Source organism: Phenylobacterium sp. LH3H17, from assembly GCF_024298925.1.
Lineage (GTDB): Bacteria > Pseudomonadota > Alphaproteobacteria > Caulobacterales > Caulobacteraceae > Phenylobacterium.
The window spans coordinates 1,902,469-1,919,072 of the sequence record NZ_CP101283.1 but is presented as its reverse complement, the minus strand read 5'-3'; the positions used below and the strand labels follow the sequence as shown (position 1 = coordinate 1,919,072).

General features: G+C 69.0%; 17 protein-coding genes and 1 tRNA gene. 5 read left to right on the top strand and 13 right to left on the bottom strand.

Going from position 1 to position 16,604, the window contains the following annotated elements; translation table 11 throughout:
* Window positions 1-56 precede the first annotated feature (56 nt).
* Entirely contained in the window at window positions 57-1,259 is a 1,203-nt protein-coding gene (locus tag M9M90_RS09470) for an acyl-CoA dehydrogenase family protein (RefSeq protein WP_254836907.1), read from the bottom strand.
* A gap of 124 nt (window positions 1,260-1,383) precedes the next feature.
* Between M9M90_RS09470 and M9M90_RS09465 the strand changes: the two genes are divergently transcribed.
* Together M9M90_RS09465 and M9M90_RS09460 are read left to right on the top strand one after the other, a co-directional pair.
* Window positions 1,384-2,157 carry a LuxR family transcriptional regulator gene (locus tag M9M90_RS09465; protein WP_254836906.1) on the top strand — a complete coding sequence of 258 codons (774 nt, stop codon included), beginning with the start codon at window positions 1,384-1,386 and terminating at the stop codon, window positions 2,155-2,157.
* Between the two features lie 95 nt (window positions 2,158-2,252).
* Window positions 2,253-3,839, top strand: a complete 1,587-nt coding sequence (locus M9M90_RS09460) for a fatty acid--CoA ligase (protein ID WP_254836905.1) — start codon at window positions 2,253-2,255, stop codon at window positions 3,837-3,839.
* 7 nt (window positions 3,840-3,846) lie between these two features.
* On the opposite strand, the gene M9M90_RS09455 is transcribed toward M9M90_RS09460, so the two are convergent.
* Together M9M90_RS09455 and M9M90_RS09450 are read right to left on the bottom strand one after the other, a co-directional pair.
* The gene (locus M9M90_RS09455; protein WP_254836904.1) at window positions 3,847-4,248 is read right to left on the bottom strand and encodes a DUF1489 domain-containing protein; all 402 of its coding nucleotides are present in this window, start codon (window positions 4,246-4,248) and stop codon (window positions 3,847-3,849) included.
* A 6-nt stretch (window positions 4,249-4,254) separates the two neighbouring features.
* Window positions 4,255-5,091 (bottom strand): enoyl-CoA hydratase-related protein, encoded by an 837-nt coding sequence (locus tag M9M90_RS09450; RefSeq protein ID WP_254836903.1) that lies wholly within the window; start codon window positions 5,089-5,091, stop codon window positions 4,255-4,257.
* 96 nt (window positions 5,092-5,187) lie between these two features.
* Here M9M90_RS09450 and M9M90_RS09445 point away from each other — a divergent pair, with 96 nt between their 5' ends.
* Window positions 5,188-6,942 (top strand): patatin-like phospholipase family protein, encoded by a 1,755-nt coding sequence (locus tag M9M90_RS09445; protein WP_254836902.1) that lies wholly within the window; start codon window positions 5,188-5,190, stop codon window positions 6,940-6,942.
* A 230-nt stretch (window positions 6,943-7,172) separates the two neighbouring features.
* Here M9M90_RS09445 and M9M90_RS09440 read toward each other — a convergent pair whose 3' ends face one another.
* Window positions 7,173-7,919, bottom strand: coding sequence for an anti-sigma factor (locus tag M9M90_RS09440; protein WP_254836901.1), 747 nt, complete (start codon window positions 7,917-7,919; stop codon window positions 7,173-7,175).
* Window positions 7,916-8,152, bottom strand: coding sequence for a sigma factor-like helix-turn-helix DNA-binding protein (locus M9M90_RS09435; RefSeq protein ID WP_256549244.1), 237 nt, complete (start codon window positions 8,150-8,152; stop codon window positions 7,916-7,918). Before M9M90_RS09435 ends, M9M90_RS09440 begins: the two co-directional genes overlap by 4 nt.
* Before the next feature lie 114 nt (window positions 8,153-8,266).
* Here M9M90_RS09435 and M9M90_RS09430 point away from each other — a divergent pair, with 114 nt between their 5' ends.
* A complete protein-coding gene (locus M9M90_RS09430; RefSeq protein ID WP_254836899.1) occupies window positions 8,267-9,067 on the top strand; it encodes a helix-turn-helix domain-containing protein in 801 nt (266 codons plus the stop codon).
* Here M9M90_RS09430 and M9M90_RS09425 read toward each other — a convergent pair.
* The 5 genes from M9M90_RS09425 to M9M90_RS09405 all read right to left on the bottom strand — a co-directional run bounded on the left by M9M90_RS09425 (window position 9,064) and on the right by M9M90_RS09405 (window position 12,711).
* A complete protein-coding gene (locus M9M90_RS09425) occupies window positions 9,064-9,477 on the bottom strand; it encodes a DUF3574 domain-containing protein (RefSeq protein WP_254836898.1) in 414 nt (137 codons plus the stop codon). The genes M9M90_RS09430 and M9M90_RS09425 overlap by 4 nt on opposite strands.
* A gap of 48 nt (window positions 9,478-9,525) precedes the next feature.
* Window positions 9,526-10,773, bottom strand: coding sequence for a glycoside hydrolase family protein (locus M9M90_RS09420; RefSeq protein ID WP_371876915.1), 1,248 nt, complete (start codon window positions 10,771-10,773; stop codon window positions 9,526-9,528).
* Window positions 10,774-10,832: 59 nt separating this feature from the next.
* Window positions 10,833-12,263 carry a magnesium transporter gene (gene mgtE / locus M9M90_RS09415; protein WP_254836897.1) on the bottom strand — a complete coding sequence of 477 codons (1,431 nt, stop codon included), beginning with the start codon at window positions 12,261-12,263 and terminating at the stop codon, window positions 10,833-10,835.
* A gap of 63 nt (window positions 12,264-12,326) precedes the next feature.
* Window positions 12,327-12,411, bottom strand: a tRNA-Leu gene (locus M9M90_RS09410).
* Between the two features lie 48 nt (window positions 12,412-12,459).
* Complete coding sequence (locus M9M90_RS09405) at window positions 12,460-12,711, bottom strand: FliM/FliN family flagellar motor switch protein (protein WP_254836896.1); 252 nt, start codon at window positions 12,709-12,711, stop codon at window positions 12,460-12,462.
* Between the two features lie 75 nt (window positions 12,712-12,786).
* On the opposite strand from M9M90_RS09405, the gene lipB reads away from it, so the two are divergent.
* The gene (gene lipB / locus M9M90_RS09400; protein ID WP_254836895.1) at window positions 12,787-13,503 is read left to right on the top strand and encodes a lipoyl(octanoyl) transferase LipB; all 717 of its coding nucleotides are present in this window, start codon (window positions 12,787-12,789) and stop codon (window positions 13,501-13,503) included.
* Window positions 13,504-13,670: 167 nt separating this feature from the next.
* Here lipB and M9M90_RS09395 read toward each other — a convergent pair whose 3' ends face one another.
* From M9M90_RS09395 to M9M90_RS09385, 3 genes are read right to left on the bottom strand one after another with little or no spacing between them, the layout of a single operon-like run.
* Window positions 13,671-14,147: a DUF805 domain-containing protein gene (locus M9M90_RS09395; protein ID WP_254836894.1), complete on the bottom strand. Its 477-nt coding sequence runs from the start codon at window positions 14,145-14,147 to the stop codon at window positions 13,671-13,673.
* Window positions 14,148-14,165: 18 nt separating this feature from the next.
* Window positions 14,166-14,576 carry a DUF805 domain-containing protein gene (locus M9M90_RS09390; RefSeq protein WP_254836893.1) on the bottom strand — a complete coding sequence of 137 codons (411 nt, stop codon included), beginning with the start codon at window positions 14,574-14,576 and terminating at the stop codon, window positions 14,166-14,168.
* Between the two features lie 43 nt (window positions 14,577-14,619).
* Complete coding sequence (locus tag M9M90_RS09385; protein WP_254836892.1) at window positions 14,620-16,599, bottom strand: acetyl/propionyl/methylcrotonyl-CoA carboxylase subunit alpha; 1,980 nt, start codon at window positions 16,597-16,599, stop codon at window positions 14,620-14,622.
* Window positions 16,600-16,604: the final 5 nt, after the last annotated feature.

The following is a 16,604-nucleotide window of genomic DNA, read 5'->3' as shown; positions in this document are numbered from 1 at the left end:
GTCGGGGGTCGGGCACAAGCTATCGAAGCTGATAGGTATCCCTACGGCGCCCGCTCTCAGAGCCCCAGGACGAGGCGCGCCATGATGTCCCGCTGGATCTCGTTGGAGCCCCCATAGATCGAGGCGGCGCGGTCATTGAGGTATCTGGCCGTGACCACCAGGCCGTGCTCAGGCCCGACAATTGGGAGGTTGGAGCCCGGCTCGCGGGCGGCCTTCTGATCGACCGCCGCGTAGCAACCCAGTCCTTCCAGCGCGATCTCGTCCAGTTGCTGCATGGCCTCCGTCGATTGGGTCTTGAGCATCGACGCGGCAGGGCCCGGGGACTTGCCGGCGGCGAGCGCGGCCAGGACGCGATGCTCGGTCATCTCGATGGCCTCGATCGCGACGCCCAGCCCCGCGATCTTGGCCCTGAACGCCGGTTCGTCGATCAGCCGAGCGCCCGTATCGGAGGCTTCCTCGCGGGCGAGGTGCGTCAGGCGCTCGAGCCCGACCTTCAGTCCCGCCGCCCCGCCGCCGCCGCGCTCGAACTCCAGCAGGTACTTGGCGACCGTCCAGCCGCTGTTCTCGTCTCCCACCCGACCGGCGACCGGGACCCGGACATTGTCGAAGAAAACCTCGTTCACCTCATGCTCGCCCGCCAAAGTCACGATCGGCCGCACGGATATGCCTGGGGTGTCCATGTCGAGCAGGAGGAACGTGATCCCCGCCTGGGGCTTACCCTCGGCCAGGGTGCGCACGAGGCAGAACATGCGGTTGGCCCAGTGGGCGTGGGTCGTCCACAGCTTCGAGCCGGAGAGTACATAGTGGTCGCCGTCGCGCCGGGCGGCCAGCTTGAGGGCCGCCAGATCGGACCCGGCCCCAGGCTCGGAATAGCCCTGGCACCAGTAGTCCTCGCCCGAGAGGATGCGCGGTAGGTAGTGGGCCTTCTGTTCGGCCGTGCCGTAGCCCATGATCACGGGCCCCACCATTCGGAGGCCCATGGGCGCCAGGCTGGGCGCGCCGGCCCGCGCGCATTCGGCCGCGAAGATGGACTTCTGCATCTCGTTCCAACCCGGCCCGCCGAATTGCACCGGCCAGCTCGGGGCCGCCCAGCCGCGGGCGTGCAGGATCCTCTGCCAGGCCAGGCTGTAGTCTCGGTGCATGAAGACGCTGGTGGCTCGCCGGCCGGCCTTGCGCAGCTCCGGGGTTAGAGAGGCCGCCAGGAAAGCCCGCACCTCGTCGCGGAACGCGGCCTCCTCGGGCGTAAGGTCCAGGTCCATCTGCGAGATCCTCTTCGGACGCTGAAACGGCGCCGACCCTCGCTTGTGACCAAGGCGGGCTCGCAATCAAGCTATCGGGAATGATAGCTTCCGACATCCGCCAGGCGCCGACAGGGAGGGCCCAATGGACGACAAGGAGCCTGACCTCCCGGACCTCGTCAGCGTATATGCCGCCGAGATCGCCGACCTGGGCCGCGAAATGGGCCTTCCCTTCATCGCCGTCAGCGGAGACCTGTCGAGTCCCGAACCGATGGTGGATCGCGGCGGACGGCCCTTCGCCGAGACGGTCTTCCGTTGGCTCGATCCCGAGCTGGAATACTGGAAGGATCGGGGTTTCGCCCTGAAGTCACCGTTCGTCCAGGCGGCGCGCTACATGGCCGAACCCTTCTACTATGCCGACGGCAAGCTCGCGACCTGGCGACCGACCCGGGGACTGGACGCCATCGCCGCCGACCGCGCCAGCCGCGACCATGGCGTGGCCCGCGCCATTATCGCCCCGGCCTATCTGCCTGGCGGGGTGATCGCCGCAGTGGTCTGGGCCAGTCCCGACCCGGCCGTGGAGGTCGCGGAGATCTTCGCCGCCCAGGCGCCGCGGCTCCACGCCGCGGCCCTGCGGTTCATGGGCGCCTATCACGACTCCCGGGGCAAATTGCCCTCGGCCCGCGGCGCCATGCTGACCCGCCGAGAGATCCAGTGCCTGAAGTGGGCGGCGGCCGGCAAGACCGACGCCGTGATCGGCGAGCTGGTGCGCATCTCCGCCCCGACCGTCCGCTTCCACCTGAAGAACGCCGCCGAGAAGCTGCATGTGGTGGGCCGCTCGCAGGCGGTCCGCGAGGCCGCGGCGCTCGGCTACATAGGACTCAACTTCAACCCGGCCCGCCAGGTCCCGGCCGAATAGCCACTATCGGTTCCGATAGCTTGCCTGGCGCGGCGTCAGGTGGCGCAATCCTTCGCAAACCCGGAAGCAATCCGGGACGCGTGGAGGGCCCCCGGATGATCGCTGAACAGGACCGCGAGGAGGCTGTCGACTTCGACGCCATGCCGACCCTCGGCGACGTGGCCCGCTATCACGCCCTCCACCGGCCGGAGGCGACGGCCCTGGTCTTCGAGGGGCGGGAAACCAGCTACTCGGCGTTCAACGCCCACGTGAACCAGGTCGCCCAGGCCCTGCTGGCGGCCGGCCTGAGCCGCGGCGACCGGATCGCCTATCTGGGCAAGAACAGCGACCACTATTTCGAACTGCTGTTCGGGGCGCTGAAGGTCGGGGTGGTCATGGCCCCGATTGGCTGGCGCCTCGCCGCGCCCGAGATCGCCTATGTGCTGGAGGACGCCGGCGCCAGGATGCTGTTCTTCGGTCCCGAGGTCGCCGAGCTGGCGCGCCAGGCCGCCGCGGACCTGGCCGACCTGACCCTCGTACCGATGGAGCCGGGCTTCGAGGCCTGGCGCGACGCCCAGCCCCCCACCGACCCGCAGATGCCGATCGACGAGACCGAGGTCGCCGTCCAGCTCTACACCTCCGGAACAACCGGTCGGCCCAAGGGTGCGATGCTGAGCCACCGCAACATCCTGGGCGGCCGGCGCAAGGCCGCCGAGGCCCAGCTGGCCTGGAACCGCTGGAGCGCCAGCGACATCAGCCTGGTGGCCATGCCCGTCGGCCATATAGGCGGCACCGGCTGGGGGATCGTGGGGCTCGTGAATGGCGCCAAGGGCGTAGTGGCCCGGGAATTCGACCCGTTCAAGGTGCTGGACTACATCGAGAACGACCACATCTCGAAGATGTTCATGGTCCCGGCGGCCTTGCAGATCGTGGTTCGCCAGCCCCGTGCGCGGGAGGTCGACTACAGCCGCCTCAAGTACATCCTCTACGGCGCTTCACCGATCCCGCTGGACCTGCTCCGCGAGTGCATGGAGGTGTTCGGCTGCGGCTTCGTCCAGCAGTACGGCATGACCGAGACCTGTGGCACCATCGTCTATCTGCCGCCCGAGGACCACGATCCGGCCGGAACGCCGCGGATGCGCGCCGCGGGCCTGCCCATGCCGGGGGTGGAGCTGAAGATCGTCGACGAGGCCGGCGCCAGCCTGCCGGTCCATACGGTCGGCGAGGTCGCGGTGCGGTCGATCTCCAACATGGCGGGTTACTGGGGGCTGCCTGAAGCGACGGCGTCCACGGTCGGGGCGGATGGCTGGCTGCGGACCGGCGACGCCGGCTATCTCGACGAGGACGGCTATCTCTTCATCCACGACCGCGTGAAGGACATGATCATCTCCGGGGCGGAGAACATCTATCCGGCCGAGGTGGAGAGCGCCGTCTACGGTCATCCGGACGTGCTCGAGGTCGCGGTGATCGGAGTCCCCGACGACCAGTGGGGCGAGGCGGTGAAGGCCATCGTCGTCCCCAAGCCGGGGACCGCGCCGACGCCGGACGACATCATCGCCTTCGCTCGCGGCCGGATCGCCGGCTTCAAGGCGCCGAAGAGCGTGGACTTCATCGCCGCCCTGCCCCGCAACGCGTCGGGCAAGATCCTGCGCCGGGAGCTACGCGAGCCCTATTGGGCCGGACGGTCGCGTAGGGTGAACTGACGCGCGCCTACCAGGCGCCGGCCTCGCGCAGACGACGGGCCAGGTCGGTGGGGATGTCGCCGTCAGCGGCGTTGGCCAGGTCAGGCGGGGCGTCCTTGGGTTCCAGATAGCGCCAGCCCTGGAAGGCGCGGCGCGGGGTCGGCGCCACGCGGACCAGGTTCGGATCGACCGTCACCTCGCAGCGGGCCGTGACCCCCTCGCCCACCGTGGTCACCGCCAGGATCGGCTGGCGGCAGAGGATCACGCCTCGGAACACCCGATAGAGCGAGCCGCCGTCCAGCAGGTCGGCGGCCCGCTTGGGCGTCTGGCGCGTGCGCATGATCCAGGGCTCGCTCGGGTCCTTATGCCAGTCGAGCAGGTCCTGGATCGTGTCGCAGCCGACCACCAGCTTGATCAGATGCAGGCTCACCGGGTCTCAGACCGCCCAGTTGGGCTTGCGCTTGGCCAGGAACGCCCGGACGCCCTCCTGCCCCTCCTCGCCCACCCGGGCGCGGGCGATGCGCTTGGCGGTCTCCTCCATCACGTCTTCGACGGGACGATGGGCGACATCATCCACCAGTTTCTTCGAGGCTTCGACCGCGCCGGGGGCGCAGGCCATCATCTCGGCCGCGATACGGTCGCGCGCGGCGTCGAGCGCGGCGGTGTCGGCCACCACCTCGGTGACCAGGCCGATCTTGTCGGCATAGGCGGCGTCGAACACCCGGCCGGTGGCGAACAGGCCCCGGGCCTGCCGCGGGCCGATGGCCTCCACCACATAGGGGCTGATGGTCGCCGCGATCAGGCCCAGGCGGACCTCCGAAAAGCTGAACTTGGCGTCGGCCGTGCTGACCGCGAGGTCGCAGGCCGCCGCCAGGCCGGCCCCGCCCCCGAACGCGCCGCCCTCGACCAGGGCCACCGTCAGGGCCGGCATGTCGCGCAGGCTCTTCAGCATCACGGCCATGGCGAGCGCGTCCTCGCGGTTATCGGCCTCGGACCGCTCGATGGCGTCGCGCATCCATTCCAGGTCGGCGCCGGCGCTGAACGTGCCGCCGGCTCCGCGCAGAAACACCACCCGCACGCCCTCGGCGCCCTGCAGGGTCTCGAAGGCCTCGTGCAGGGCGGCGATCAGGTGGTCGTCGAAGGCGTTGCGGCGCGCGGCGCGGTTCAGGGTCACGGTGGCGACGCCCTCCGGGGTGGCCTCGATCAGGACCAGCCCGGAAGCTGCGTCGGTGTCGGGGACCTCGACCAGGGGGTCGGCGATGGGGTTGGTCATGCGGCGCACTCCTATGGCGCTGTTAGAACGCCGAACTGGGCGTGGAGATCAGGCCAAGCCATAGCGGGCGACGGCGACGCAAGCTAGGCTCCCCGCGTGGCCACCCTGCCCGACATCCCGTCCGACTCGGCGCTGGCGCGCCTCTTCAACGAAGAGCGCGCCCAGGGCGACGCCACGTGGTTTTCCCTGCCGGGCGGGGCGACCCTCTACAAGGCCGGGGAACCGGCCGATCACCTCTATCTGGTGCGCGCCGGGCGTCTGGGCGCCTTCCGGCGCGAGGAGGGTGGCGAGACCCAGTTCCTCGGCGTGATCCGGCCCGGCGAGCCGGCCGGGGAGATGTCGCTGATCGCCGGAGCGCCGCACTCGGCCCAGGTGGTGGCCCTGCGCGACTCCGAGATATACGCCTTGCCCCGGGACGTCTTCTTCGAGGCCTGCGACACCGACGGCTCGGTGATGATCGAGTTGGCCAAGCTGATGATCCTGCGGTCGCGCCAGGCCGCCACCAAGGCCTCGGTGGGCGTACCCTCGGTGTTCGGCTTCGTCTGCCTCGGCGAGCCCACGCCGCTGCGGGCCGTCGTGGACAAGATCGCCCGCGAAATTGGCCGGCTCGGCTATACGGTCACCGTGGTCGGCGCCGAGGCCCAGAACGCACCCACCGAATGGTTCTCGGGGGTGGAGCGCGACTATGAGGTGGTGCTCTATGTGGCGGAGGCCGGTGACCAGGGCTGGCGGCAGGTGGTGGGCCGCCAGGTCGATCGGTTGTTCCGGGTCGGCAAGGGCGACACCGCGCCGCCGAAGGACGGCGTCGCCACCGAGCCCCTGCAGGCTCAGCACCTGGTCGACCTGATCCTGATCCAGAAGAAGACCACCCAGACGCCCAGGGGCTCCGAGGCCTGGGTCGCCGCGGCAAAGCCCGCCCGCCTGTTCCACCTGCGGCGCGACAATAGCGAGGACATCAAGCGCATCGCCCGGGTGCTCACCGGCCAATCGGTGGGCCTGGTGCTCTCGGGCGGCGGCGCGCGGGCTTACGCCCACGTGGGTGCGATCAACGCCCTGCGCGAGCGTGGGGTGCCGATCGACTTCGTCGGCGGCTCGTCCATGGGGGCGATCATCGGGGCGGGCCTCGCGCTCGGCTGGCAGAGCGAGGAGATGGACCTCCGCATCCGCGACGCCTTCGTCAACACAAGTCCCCTCGACGACATCGCCCTGCCCCTGTTGGCCATGACCCATGGTGGCAAGGTCAAGGAGCGCCTAGCCCAGCATTTCGGCGACACCCATATCGCCGACCTGTGGCTGCCGTTCTTCTGCGTCTCCTCGGACCTCACCACCGGCACCTATCACCTCCACAAGAGCGGGCTGCTGCGCGACGCCTTGCGCGCCTCGATCGCCCTGCCGGGGGTGATGCCGCCGGCCACGACCGAGGACGACCACGTCCTGGTCGACGGCGCGGTGATGAAGAATTTCCCGGCCGACGTCATGCGCATCTCCCAGATCGGCCCAATCGTCGGCGTCGATGTGAGCCGCGGCCGCTCTATCATGGCCGACGACGTGGCCCGCCCGGCCTCGGTCTGGCGCTGGCTCTGGTCGGGCGACTGGCGAAAGGGGCCGCCGATCGTTTCCTTGCTGATGCGCGCCGCGACGGTTTCCACCGGACGCGACCTGGCCGCGGCGCGGGAGGCCACCGACGTTCTGATCACCCCGGACGTGACCGGGGTCGAGATCCGCGACTGGTCCGCCTACGATCCCGCCGTCGCCGCTGGCTACAAGGCGACCCTGGAAGCGCTGGACAAGCTGACCCTTCCCGTCACGGAGCTGCGTCAACGCGCAAGTGATCGTAACTTTCGCAAGTGACGCAGCCAGGGTTTGCGACTCGGGAATTCCACCCCCATATTAGGGGTCCTGTTCAATCAGCTGAAAGGAGGTGACCAGTGTCTCATTGTCTTCATCCGCAAGTGGAAACCGCGACCTGGGCTTCCGCTTACGAGGTCTCCAAGTAAGCGACTGGGTTTCGGGACCGCGACGCGGTCCGACAATGGAAGGGCCGGCCCCGACAATGGGCCGGCCCTTCGCATGTCTGGAGCCTATTTCCAGCCGGCCTTGCGGGCGGCGACTTCCTGGGGCCGGTCCAGGGGCTCGCCGGCGATCATGGCGTCAACGGTTTCCAGCACTGCCGGCGGGGTCGCCGGGGCGGCCATCCGATAGTCGCCGCTCCCGCCGGCGGGCGCGGCGGGCGCGCCGGTCGCCATCCGCACGCTCCAGCCTCTCTCGCGCCGGCAGGCGACGCCGGCCGTCCGGTCGATCTGGAAGGTCCTGCAGACCTGGCCGCCGCCGTCACGGAAGCTGAGGCCGACCTGCACCAGGCCCGCCTCGCCCGAGAGCTTGCGGTCCAAGGCCACGGTCAGGGCCGCGGACGCGGGCTGGCCCGCCCGGGGCGCGGTTTCGAAGGGCTTGGTCGTGATCATGCCGAAGGCCTGGGCCACAAGCATCCCCACCACCAGGCACGCCGCCGCCGCGGCCCAGGCCGGCAATCGCGAGGGCTTGGGGGCCGCGGGCGCGACGGGTCCGCCTCGCGGCTTCTTGAAGTCGAGCTTGATGATCTCGGCGCTGCGGGCGCTGGCTTCCACGGCCTGGCGCATCCGCTCGGGAACCGGCTCGGTGAGCACGTCGCCCAGGGCCCGGGCCGCGACGGCGCGCAGGTGGCTCTCGCGCACGATCCTGGCGCCCAGGGCTGGGTCGGCCGCCACGGCCGCGTCAACGGCGGCCACGCCTACCGCGTCCAGTTCGCCATCCACATAGCGGGCGATCATCTCGTCGGTGATCCGGCTCATGCCGCGCTCCCCTCGCCGCCCAGGCGGGCCAATATCGCATTACGTTCCCAGACCCGGCAGCTGGTCAGGGCGCCTTTCGGCGTCCCCAACACCGAAGCGGCCTCTCGATAGGATAGTCCCTCGATCAGCACCAGGGCCACAGCGAGGCGTTGGTCTTCCGTCAAGCACATCAGTCGCCGACCGATCGCTGAGGATTGCGGAGCCCTGGAGAGGCTCGCAAGTGCGCGCGACACGGCCCTACTGTGGAGAGGCCGCCGGGGGGGGCGCCCTCGGCGGCCTCTCGCTTGCCCATTACCTGCGAGGTCATGGAGCCTGGAAGCCGGCCTCGGTATGGTCCCGGCATGAGCATGTCATCTGCAGCCGCGGTGGGCGACCACCTCCGGGAGTGGCGCCAGCGCCGCCGGTTGAGCCAACTCGACCTGGCCCTCGACGCCGAGATCTCCACGCGCCACCTGAGCTTCCTCGAGACCGGCCGGGCCCAGCCGAGCCGCGACATGGTCCTGCGCCTGGCCGACCAGCTCGAAATCCCGCTCCGGGAGCGCAATGTGATCCTGGTCGCCGCCGGTTTCGCGCCGGTCTTCCCGCAGCGGGCCCTGGACGACCCGGCGCTGGCCGCCGCTCGCCGGGCTGTGGACATTATCCTGAAGGGCCACGAACCCTTCCCGGCCCTCGCTGTCGACCGCGGCTGGAACCTGGTCAGCGCCAACCGTATGATTCCGATGCTGCTGGACGGGGTCGATCCCGAGTTGCTGGCCGCGCCGACCAACGTCCTGCGCCTGACACTGCACCCCAGGGGCCTCGCGGCGCGGGTGGCCAACCTTCATGAGTGGCGCGCCCATCTGCTGGACCGCCTGCGCCGGGAGGTCGAGCTGACCGCCGATGCGCGCCTGGGCCAGCTGCTGACCGAGCTCCGGGCCTATCCCATCCCCGGCGGCCAGCCGCCGCGCAAGGCCTCGGACGAGTATGGCGGGGTGGCGATCCCCTTCCAGCTCAACACTCCGGCCGGGGTGTTGTCGTTCTTCAGCACCACCACGGTGTTCGGCACGCCTGTGGACGTGACCCTGCAGGAACTGACGCTGGAGACCTTCTTCCCGGCCGACACCGCCACGGCCGAGGCCCTGCGGACCATGGCCGGAGGGTTGGACTAGAACGCCACGCAGGCCGGCTGGGTGACCAGCATCACCGAGTCCTGGTGGAACTTGCGGACATAGGCCCGGCGCGCGGCGTCCAGCTTGTCGCCGGAATCACCCCGCAGGGGCAGGACCAGGACGACCACCTTCGACGCCTCGCGGATCATCTTGTTCTCGTCGCCCTTCCATTGGCCGCCGCCGTCCAGGACGGTGAGGCCTTCCGGGAAGCGCGGGGTCAGCTCCTGGTCGACGAACGCGCGGAAGTCGGCCTCCGACACCCCGGGCTTGTGGCCGATGTTGCGGCCGAAGAAGAGCTGGGCGGTGCGCATGGGCTCCTGGCCCACGGGACAGGCCGGACCGCTCAGGCTCGCGCAGCCGCCGAGCGCCAGCAGGGCCAAACAGCAGGACAGAGGGAGGACTCGCGCCATGGGCGAAGCCCTAGCATGATGCGGCGCCGGTGCGGAACCGGCCCGCTGCTATTGGTCGCGGTCGTCTTCCGCAGCGTCAATTTCGTCGTCGGTTTCGTACGCGAAGGCCTCGTCGGGCTCCACCTGTCCGAGACGGTCCAGCAGCTGATAGACCGCCACGGCGAAGAGGCCGATGCCGATCACGCCGGCGATCCAGGCCAGGGTGTTCATGTTGTTGACGCCGCTCAGGACGCCGCCGCTGAAGATGCCGATCCCGGCCACCGCCAGGACGGCGGGGACCAGCAGCGAAGGCTTGGCCCGCGCCGGCTCCCGCAGCAGAACCATGGGCTCGTCGGCCGCGGTCTCGGCGGTGGGAGCTTCCACCGCGGCCTCCGGCCCGGTGACGGGTTCAGGCTCGGGTTCCGATGCGGCAGGCGCCTCGACGAGATCGTTGGCGACCGTCAGCGGGGGATCGAACAGGCTCGGCTCGGGCTCGTTTGCCGGCTCGGGCGTCTCCGGCGCGACGCGGTTCAACGCCTCGCGGCTGAAGTCCTCCTCGGGCGGGGTGAGCACAAGGGCGTCTTGCGCCTCGGGCCCGGGCGGCTCGGCGGCCTGTGGCTCGGCGAAGATGGTCGACAGTCGCGAGGTGACCGCCTCAGCCGCGCTGAGCGCGGGGCTGGCCTCGCCCTCGTCCGGCTCGACCGGGGGCGGCAGGACTTCGTCGCGCTCGATGAAGGTATGCTCGCCGTCCAGGGGCACGGTCAGGGCGGTGGGAACCTGGCGGGGCACGACCCCTTGCGAATCCATGTCCACATTGGGCGGCAGGATCGGCGTCGGCGCGGGTACGAAGCCGCCCGGCGGGGTCAGGAACAGGGTCTTCTCGACAGACCTGCGACGCACCAGGGCGTCGACCACGATCCGCTCGCCGTCGAAATCAGCCTTGCGCCACAGCTCCATGGCGCAGGCGGCCTGCAGAAGTTGGCCTTCGTTCAGGCGGCGCAGGACCGAGGAACGCTGGAAGTTCTCGACGCCGATATTGAACGCGAAGGCGACCAGGGCATCGAACTGGTTCTGGGTCAGTGGGGCGAAGACGTGCTCATTCACCGCGTGGGCGACGGCGATCAGGTCGTAGAGCAGCAGGGCCTCGGCGTCGCTCTCCGAGACCTCGACGCCTTCGCGGGCCGTCAGGGTGTGGCCATAGCCGATCGTCCAGCCGCCGCCCGGAAGCTGGGCCGACTTGCGGCGGTATCCCTCGAACCGCTTGATCAGATCGATCGCGGCGCGGGATATCCGATGACGCGGTTTCATGGTCGACATGACCCATCCTGACACAGGCGCCGGGGCGCTACCCCCTCGGCCCGCAAGATAGGGGCCGATCAGATCAGGATCAGCGCCGCCAGGCCCAGGAAGGCGAAGAAACCTGTGAAGTCTGTCGCGAAGGTGACGAAGACCGACGACGAGACCGCCGGATCGCGCCCCATCTTCTCCAGGGCGAGCGGCGCCAGGACCCCGGCCAGGGAAGCCACGAACAGGTTGATGACCAGGGCCAGGCCGAAGGTGACGCTGAGCAGGACATTGCCGAACAGGGCGTAGACGACGCCGCCCGTGACCACCGCCAGGGCCGCGCCATTGGCCAGGCCGACCACCATCTCGCGAACGACGACGCGGTAGGCGTTGACGTCCGACAGCTCCTTGCTGGCGAGCGCGCGCACCGCGACCGCCAGGGCCTGGGTCCCGGCGTTGCCGCCCAGCGACGCCACGATGGGCATCAGCACCGCCAGGGTCACCAGCTTGCCGATTTCGCCCTCGAAGGCGCGGATCACGCCGGCGGCCAGGGCGGCGGTGACGGTGTTGACCATCAGCCAGGGCAGCCGGGCGCGGATGATGTCGAGGATGTCGGCGTTGCGGCCGGCGTCGGACACGCCGGCCAGGGCCAGGATGTCCTCTTCGCTCTCGTCCTGGATGACGCCGACGATGTCGTCGACGGTGATCTGGCCCACCAGCCGCCCGCCGGGCTCCACCACGGGGGCCGAGATCAGGTGGTACTTGTCGAAGATGTAGGCCACCTCCTCCTGGTCCATGCCGACCGGGATCTCGGTGACGGGCTCCATGATGCTGGCCAGCGGCGTGTCGCGGCGGGCGCGCAGCAGATGGCTGACCGGACAGGCGCCCACGGGCCGGTAGCTGGGATCGACCACATATACGTCGAAGAACAGCTCCGGCAGGTCGTCGGCCTCCTTGCGGAAGTGGTCGATGGTCTGGCCGACCGTCCAGAACTGCGGGGCCGCCACCACCTCGCGCTGCATCAGGCGCCCAGCGGTCTCGTCCTCGTAGCTGAGCGAGCTCTCGATGGCCGTCCGCTCGTTCTCGGGCATGGCCGCCAGGACCTGGGCGCGCTTGTCGTCCTCCAGGTCGTCGACCACGTCGGCCGCGTCGTCGGAATCGAGCTCCTCCAGCGCCTTGGCCAGCACCCCGGGCGAGACGGTCTCCAGGACCTCCTCGCGGATGTCTGTGTCGAGCTCGGAAAGGATCTCGGCCAGGGCTTCCGGCGCCAGGTGCGCCAAGATCTCCTCGCGGTAGTCGGCCGACAGGAAACCCATCAGATCGGCCACGTCGGCCGGGTGCAGGGCGCCCAGCAGCTCGCGCAGGCGCTCGGCGTCGCCGCGATCGGCGGCGTCCACCACCATCGCGACGAAGTCCGGATTTAGGGCGTAGTCCTCGCCTAACGCGAGGTCTTCCAGGTCTTCTTCCAGATCAGGAGCGATGTCGTCACGGGCTTCGGACAGGTCGGCCGTTTCGCGGCTCATGCGGACCTCCCTGGGCTTTCGGACTGACGGTTTGCTCTATGGCTGTTGAAGACCTTGATTCACTGGTGCGGTCGAGAAGACTCGAACTTCCACGGGTTGCCCCACAGCGACCTCAACGCTGCGCGTCTACCAATTCCGCCACGACCGCTCGTGGTGAGGCGCGGCAGGTAGCAAACCTCCAGCGCTTTGGAAAGCCCTACTGCCCGCCGGCCATGAAGTCGTACACATTGGCCGCACGGGTGACGGCGATCGAGATGCGATCGTCATTGATCTGGATCTCCCCGCGGGCGACGGGATGGTTGTTGGCCAGAATCCAGACTTCCTCGTTCACCCCGGCGTCGAGCGGGATCACCGCGCCGCGGCCCATGCGCAGGAGCTGCTGCATGGGAAGAGTCGAGCGGCCGAGCAGGACCGAGATCTCGACATTGACGGCGTTGACCTGACTCAAGACGGAAAACCTTTGAAACCCTAAGATACAGGGCAGGCTTTGAGTTGGGCCCACCTGCCCCCACATTGAGCCGACATGCTTGACCACGTGTTAAACCCCGCCCCGATTTTCGGACGCCCGGACGGGCTGGCCGCCGGCTGGGCGATCTCGCGCGGGCCGGTCGGCTATCTCGAGGCCGTGGCGGCCATGGAGGCTCGCGCCGCGGCCATCGCGGCCGGGGAAGCGCCGGAACTGATCTGGCTGCTGGAACACCCCCCGCTTTACACCGCCGGGGTCTCGTCGAAGGCCGGCGACCTGCTGGCGCCCGACCGTTTTCCGGTGTTCGAGAGCGGCCGCGGCGGCCAGTACACCTATCATGGGCCGGGCCAGCGGGTGGCCTATGTGATGCTGGACCTGACCAAGCGTGGCCGTGACGTGCGCGCCTTCGTCGCGAGCCTGGAGGCCTGGATCGTCGGCGCCCTCGGCCATTTCAACGTCGAGGGCGAGATTCGCGAGGGCCGGGTCGGGGTCTGGGTGGAGCGCCGGGCCCCCGGCCTTCCGACCCGAGAGGATAAGATCGCCGCCATCGGAGTGAAGCTGCGCCGCTGGGTCTCGTTCCACGGGATTTCGCTGAACGTCGAACCTGATCTCGGCCATTTCGACGGCATCGTGCCCTGTGGCCAGACCCAATACGGGGTGACCAGCCTGGTCGATCTGGGCCTGCCGGTGACCATGGATGAGGCCGACGCGGCCCTGAAGGCGAGTTTTATCGAGGTTTTCGGGCCGGTTACGCCCGCCGAGGCGCCGCTCTAGGCAGTCTTCTAACCCAAGATGCTCCCCTCCTGGGGGAGCTGTCGGCGAAGCCGACTGAGGGGGACTTTGACTCGCTCAATGCGCTTCAACCCCCTCCGTCTCTCCGCTTCGCTCCGAGCCACCTCCCCCAAACCGCGCTGCGCGCTGGGGGAGGATCTGGAAGGCGGTTACGCCCGCCGAGGCGCCGCTCTAGCCGCGGGTTTCGCTGCGGGGGCCGGACGCCGCGGGTTGGGGCCGTAGCGATTCGCCTCTGGATCGCCGGGGAAGACGCAGAGCGCGGCGAACAGCAGCGGCGCTCCGACTCCCGGCAGGAACACCAGCAGGGTCCACATGCCGCTCTGACCCATGTCGTGGAGGCGGCGACTCGAAAGCGCCAGGAAGGACGCGGTGGAACCGGCGAACAGCATCACCGCGGCGAAGCCCAGGATCGACCAGTGCAGGGCCCCGAGCGCCAGGCCTATCGTGGCCTGCGGCTCATGGATCATTCCGCTGAGGCTGCGCATCCACCATCCCGCGCCCATGGCGTAGGTCGACCAGACATAGGCGCCCAGGAACAGGTTCAGGATGCCGAAATAGACCAGGCCCGTCAGGCCATAGATCGCCCGCCGCAGACGGCCGTTCGGGTTAAACAAGAATCTGAACATGTCGTCCCCACGACGAGATCAGGCCAACGCGGCCCTCAACGGATTTGGCCCATAGCGGTTGGTTCCCGCCTCCCCAGCCATCACCCCGAGCTCCACAGCGGCCCAAACCAGCACGAGACCGAACAAAAAGTCAAAGAATCCCACCGGCTGCGGCCAGATGGCCACCGTGCCGAACAGGATCACCGCCGCCCACCAGCCCGAGCGGCCGCGGTCGTGCAGGCGTTTGGAGAGCACGCAGGCGCCGCAATAGAACAGGGCCGGATAGACGAACCAGCCGGTCACCCAGTGCAGGGTTACGGTTACCCCGATCACCGACTCATACAGCGCCGCCAGGCCCAGCAAGACGGCGGCGGCCACCAGGAACGGGGTGCGCGCGACGCGCCCCTGGGCATTGAAGAACAAGGCGCCCCAGTCGGTCTGGCCGTTCATGCCGCAAGGTTCCGTACGTCGAGGCGGTGAATATAGACCGGGCTCACGCGAACTCCACGAGGACTTCGTCGGCCGCCACGCTGGCTCCCGCCACAGCCCCGACAGTCTTGACGGTTCCGTCGCGCTCGGCGCGGATGATGTTCTGCATCTTCATGGCCTCGACGATGGCGACCTGCTCGCCGGTCTTGACCTCCTGGCCGACGGCGACGTCGAGGGAGACCACCAGGCCCGGCATGGGCGACAGGATCATCTTCGACGTGTCGGCGGCCTGTTTCGGCGGCAGCTTCTCGTGCAGCTCGGCCGAGCGGGGGGTGAGCACCAGGACATGGGCTGAGGCGGCGCGATGGCGGACGGCGAAGCCCTCGGCCAGCGGCTTGACCTGGGCGGTGAAGGCGGTTCCATCCAGCCGGCCGCGGAACACCGGCTGGCCGGGCGTCCAGGCGATCTCAGTCAGGGAGAGCCTGCGGTCCTCGCCCAGGAACTCGATCCGGAAGGCGTCGCCGCCATTGGCCAGCCGCACCAGGCGGCGCTCGCCGTTCTCGATCACCACCCACTCGTCGCGCACCAGCTGCGGGGCCGAGCGGGCGGTGAGCGTGGTGTGCATGGCGCAGGCGACGGCGGCCATCAGGTCACGCTGGAAGTCGGTGGGCGAGGTTCCGTGGAAACCCTGCGGGAACTCGTCCTTGATGTAGTTGGTCGACAGCCGGCCCGAGCGGAAGCGGTCCTGGTCCATCACCGCGGCCAGGAACGGGATGTTCTGGCCCGGGCCCTCGATGTGGAAGTCCTCCAGCGCCCGGCCCATGGCGTCGATGGCCGCCAGCCGGGTCGGCGCCCAGGTCGAGAGCTTGGAGATCATCGGGTCGTAGAACATCGAGATCTCGTCGCCCTCGCGCACCCCGGCGTCGTTGCGCACCACGATCTCGCCGAGCTTGCCCTCCTGGGGCGGGGCGTAGCGGACCAGCCGCCCGATCGAGGGCAGGAAGCCGCGATAGGGATCCTCGGCATAGATCCGGCTCTCGATCGCCCAGCCGTTGATCTTCAGGTCCGACTGCTGGAAGGCCAGCTTCTCGCCGTAGGCTACGCGGATCATCTGCTCGACCAGGTCCAGGCCCGTGATCAGCTCGGTGACCGGATGCTCCACCTGCAGCCGGGTGTTCATCTCCAGGAAGTAGAAGCTCTTGTCCTGACCGGCCACGAACTCCACCGTGCCGGCGCTGTCGTAGGCGACCGCCTTGGCCAGGGCCACGGCCTGGGCGCCCATGGCCGCCCGGGTCGCCTCGTCCAGCAGCGGGCTCGGCGCCTCCTCGATGACCTTCTGGTTGCGGCGCTGGATCGAGCACTCGCGCTCGAACAGGTGGACCACGTTCCCGTGCTTGTCGCCCAGCACCTGGATCTCGATGTGCCGGGGACTCTGGATGAACTTCTCGATGAAGATGCGGTCGTCGCCGAAGCTGGACTTGGCCTCCGAGCGCACCGCCGGAAAGCCCTCCTCGACATCCTGGCGGCTCCAGGCCACCCGGATGCCCTTGCCCCCGCCCCCGGCCGAGGCCTTGATCATCACCGGATAGCCGATCTCCTCGGCGATCCTGACCGCATGGTCCGTGTCGTCGATCTCGCCCACATGGCCCGGCACCACCGAGATCCCGGCCTTCACCGCAAACAGCTTGCTCTGGATCTTGTCGCCCATCGCCTCGATGGCGCCCGGGTTGGGACCGATGAACACGATCGCCTCATCGGCCAGCCGCCTGGCGAAGCCCGCGTTCTCGCTCAGGAACCCGAAGCCCGGATGCACCGCCTCGGCCCCGGTCTCGCGGCACGCCGCCACGATCTTGTCGGCCACCAGATAGCTCTCGCTGGCCGCCGCCCCGCCGATGAACACCGCCTCGTCGGCCAGCTCCACCGCCAGCGAATCCGCATCGGCCTCCGAATAGACCACCACCGTCGCGATCCCCAGCCGACGGCACGTCCCAATGATCCGAACCGCGATCTCGCCACGGTTGGCGATCAAAATCTTTGAAAACATAAGAT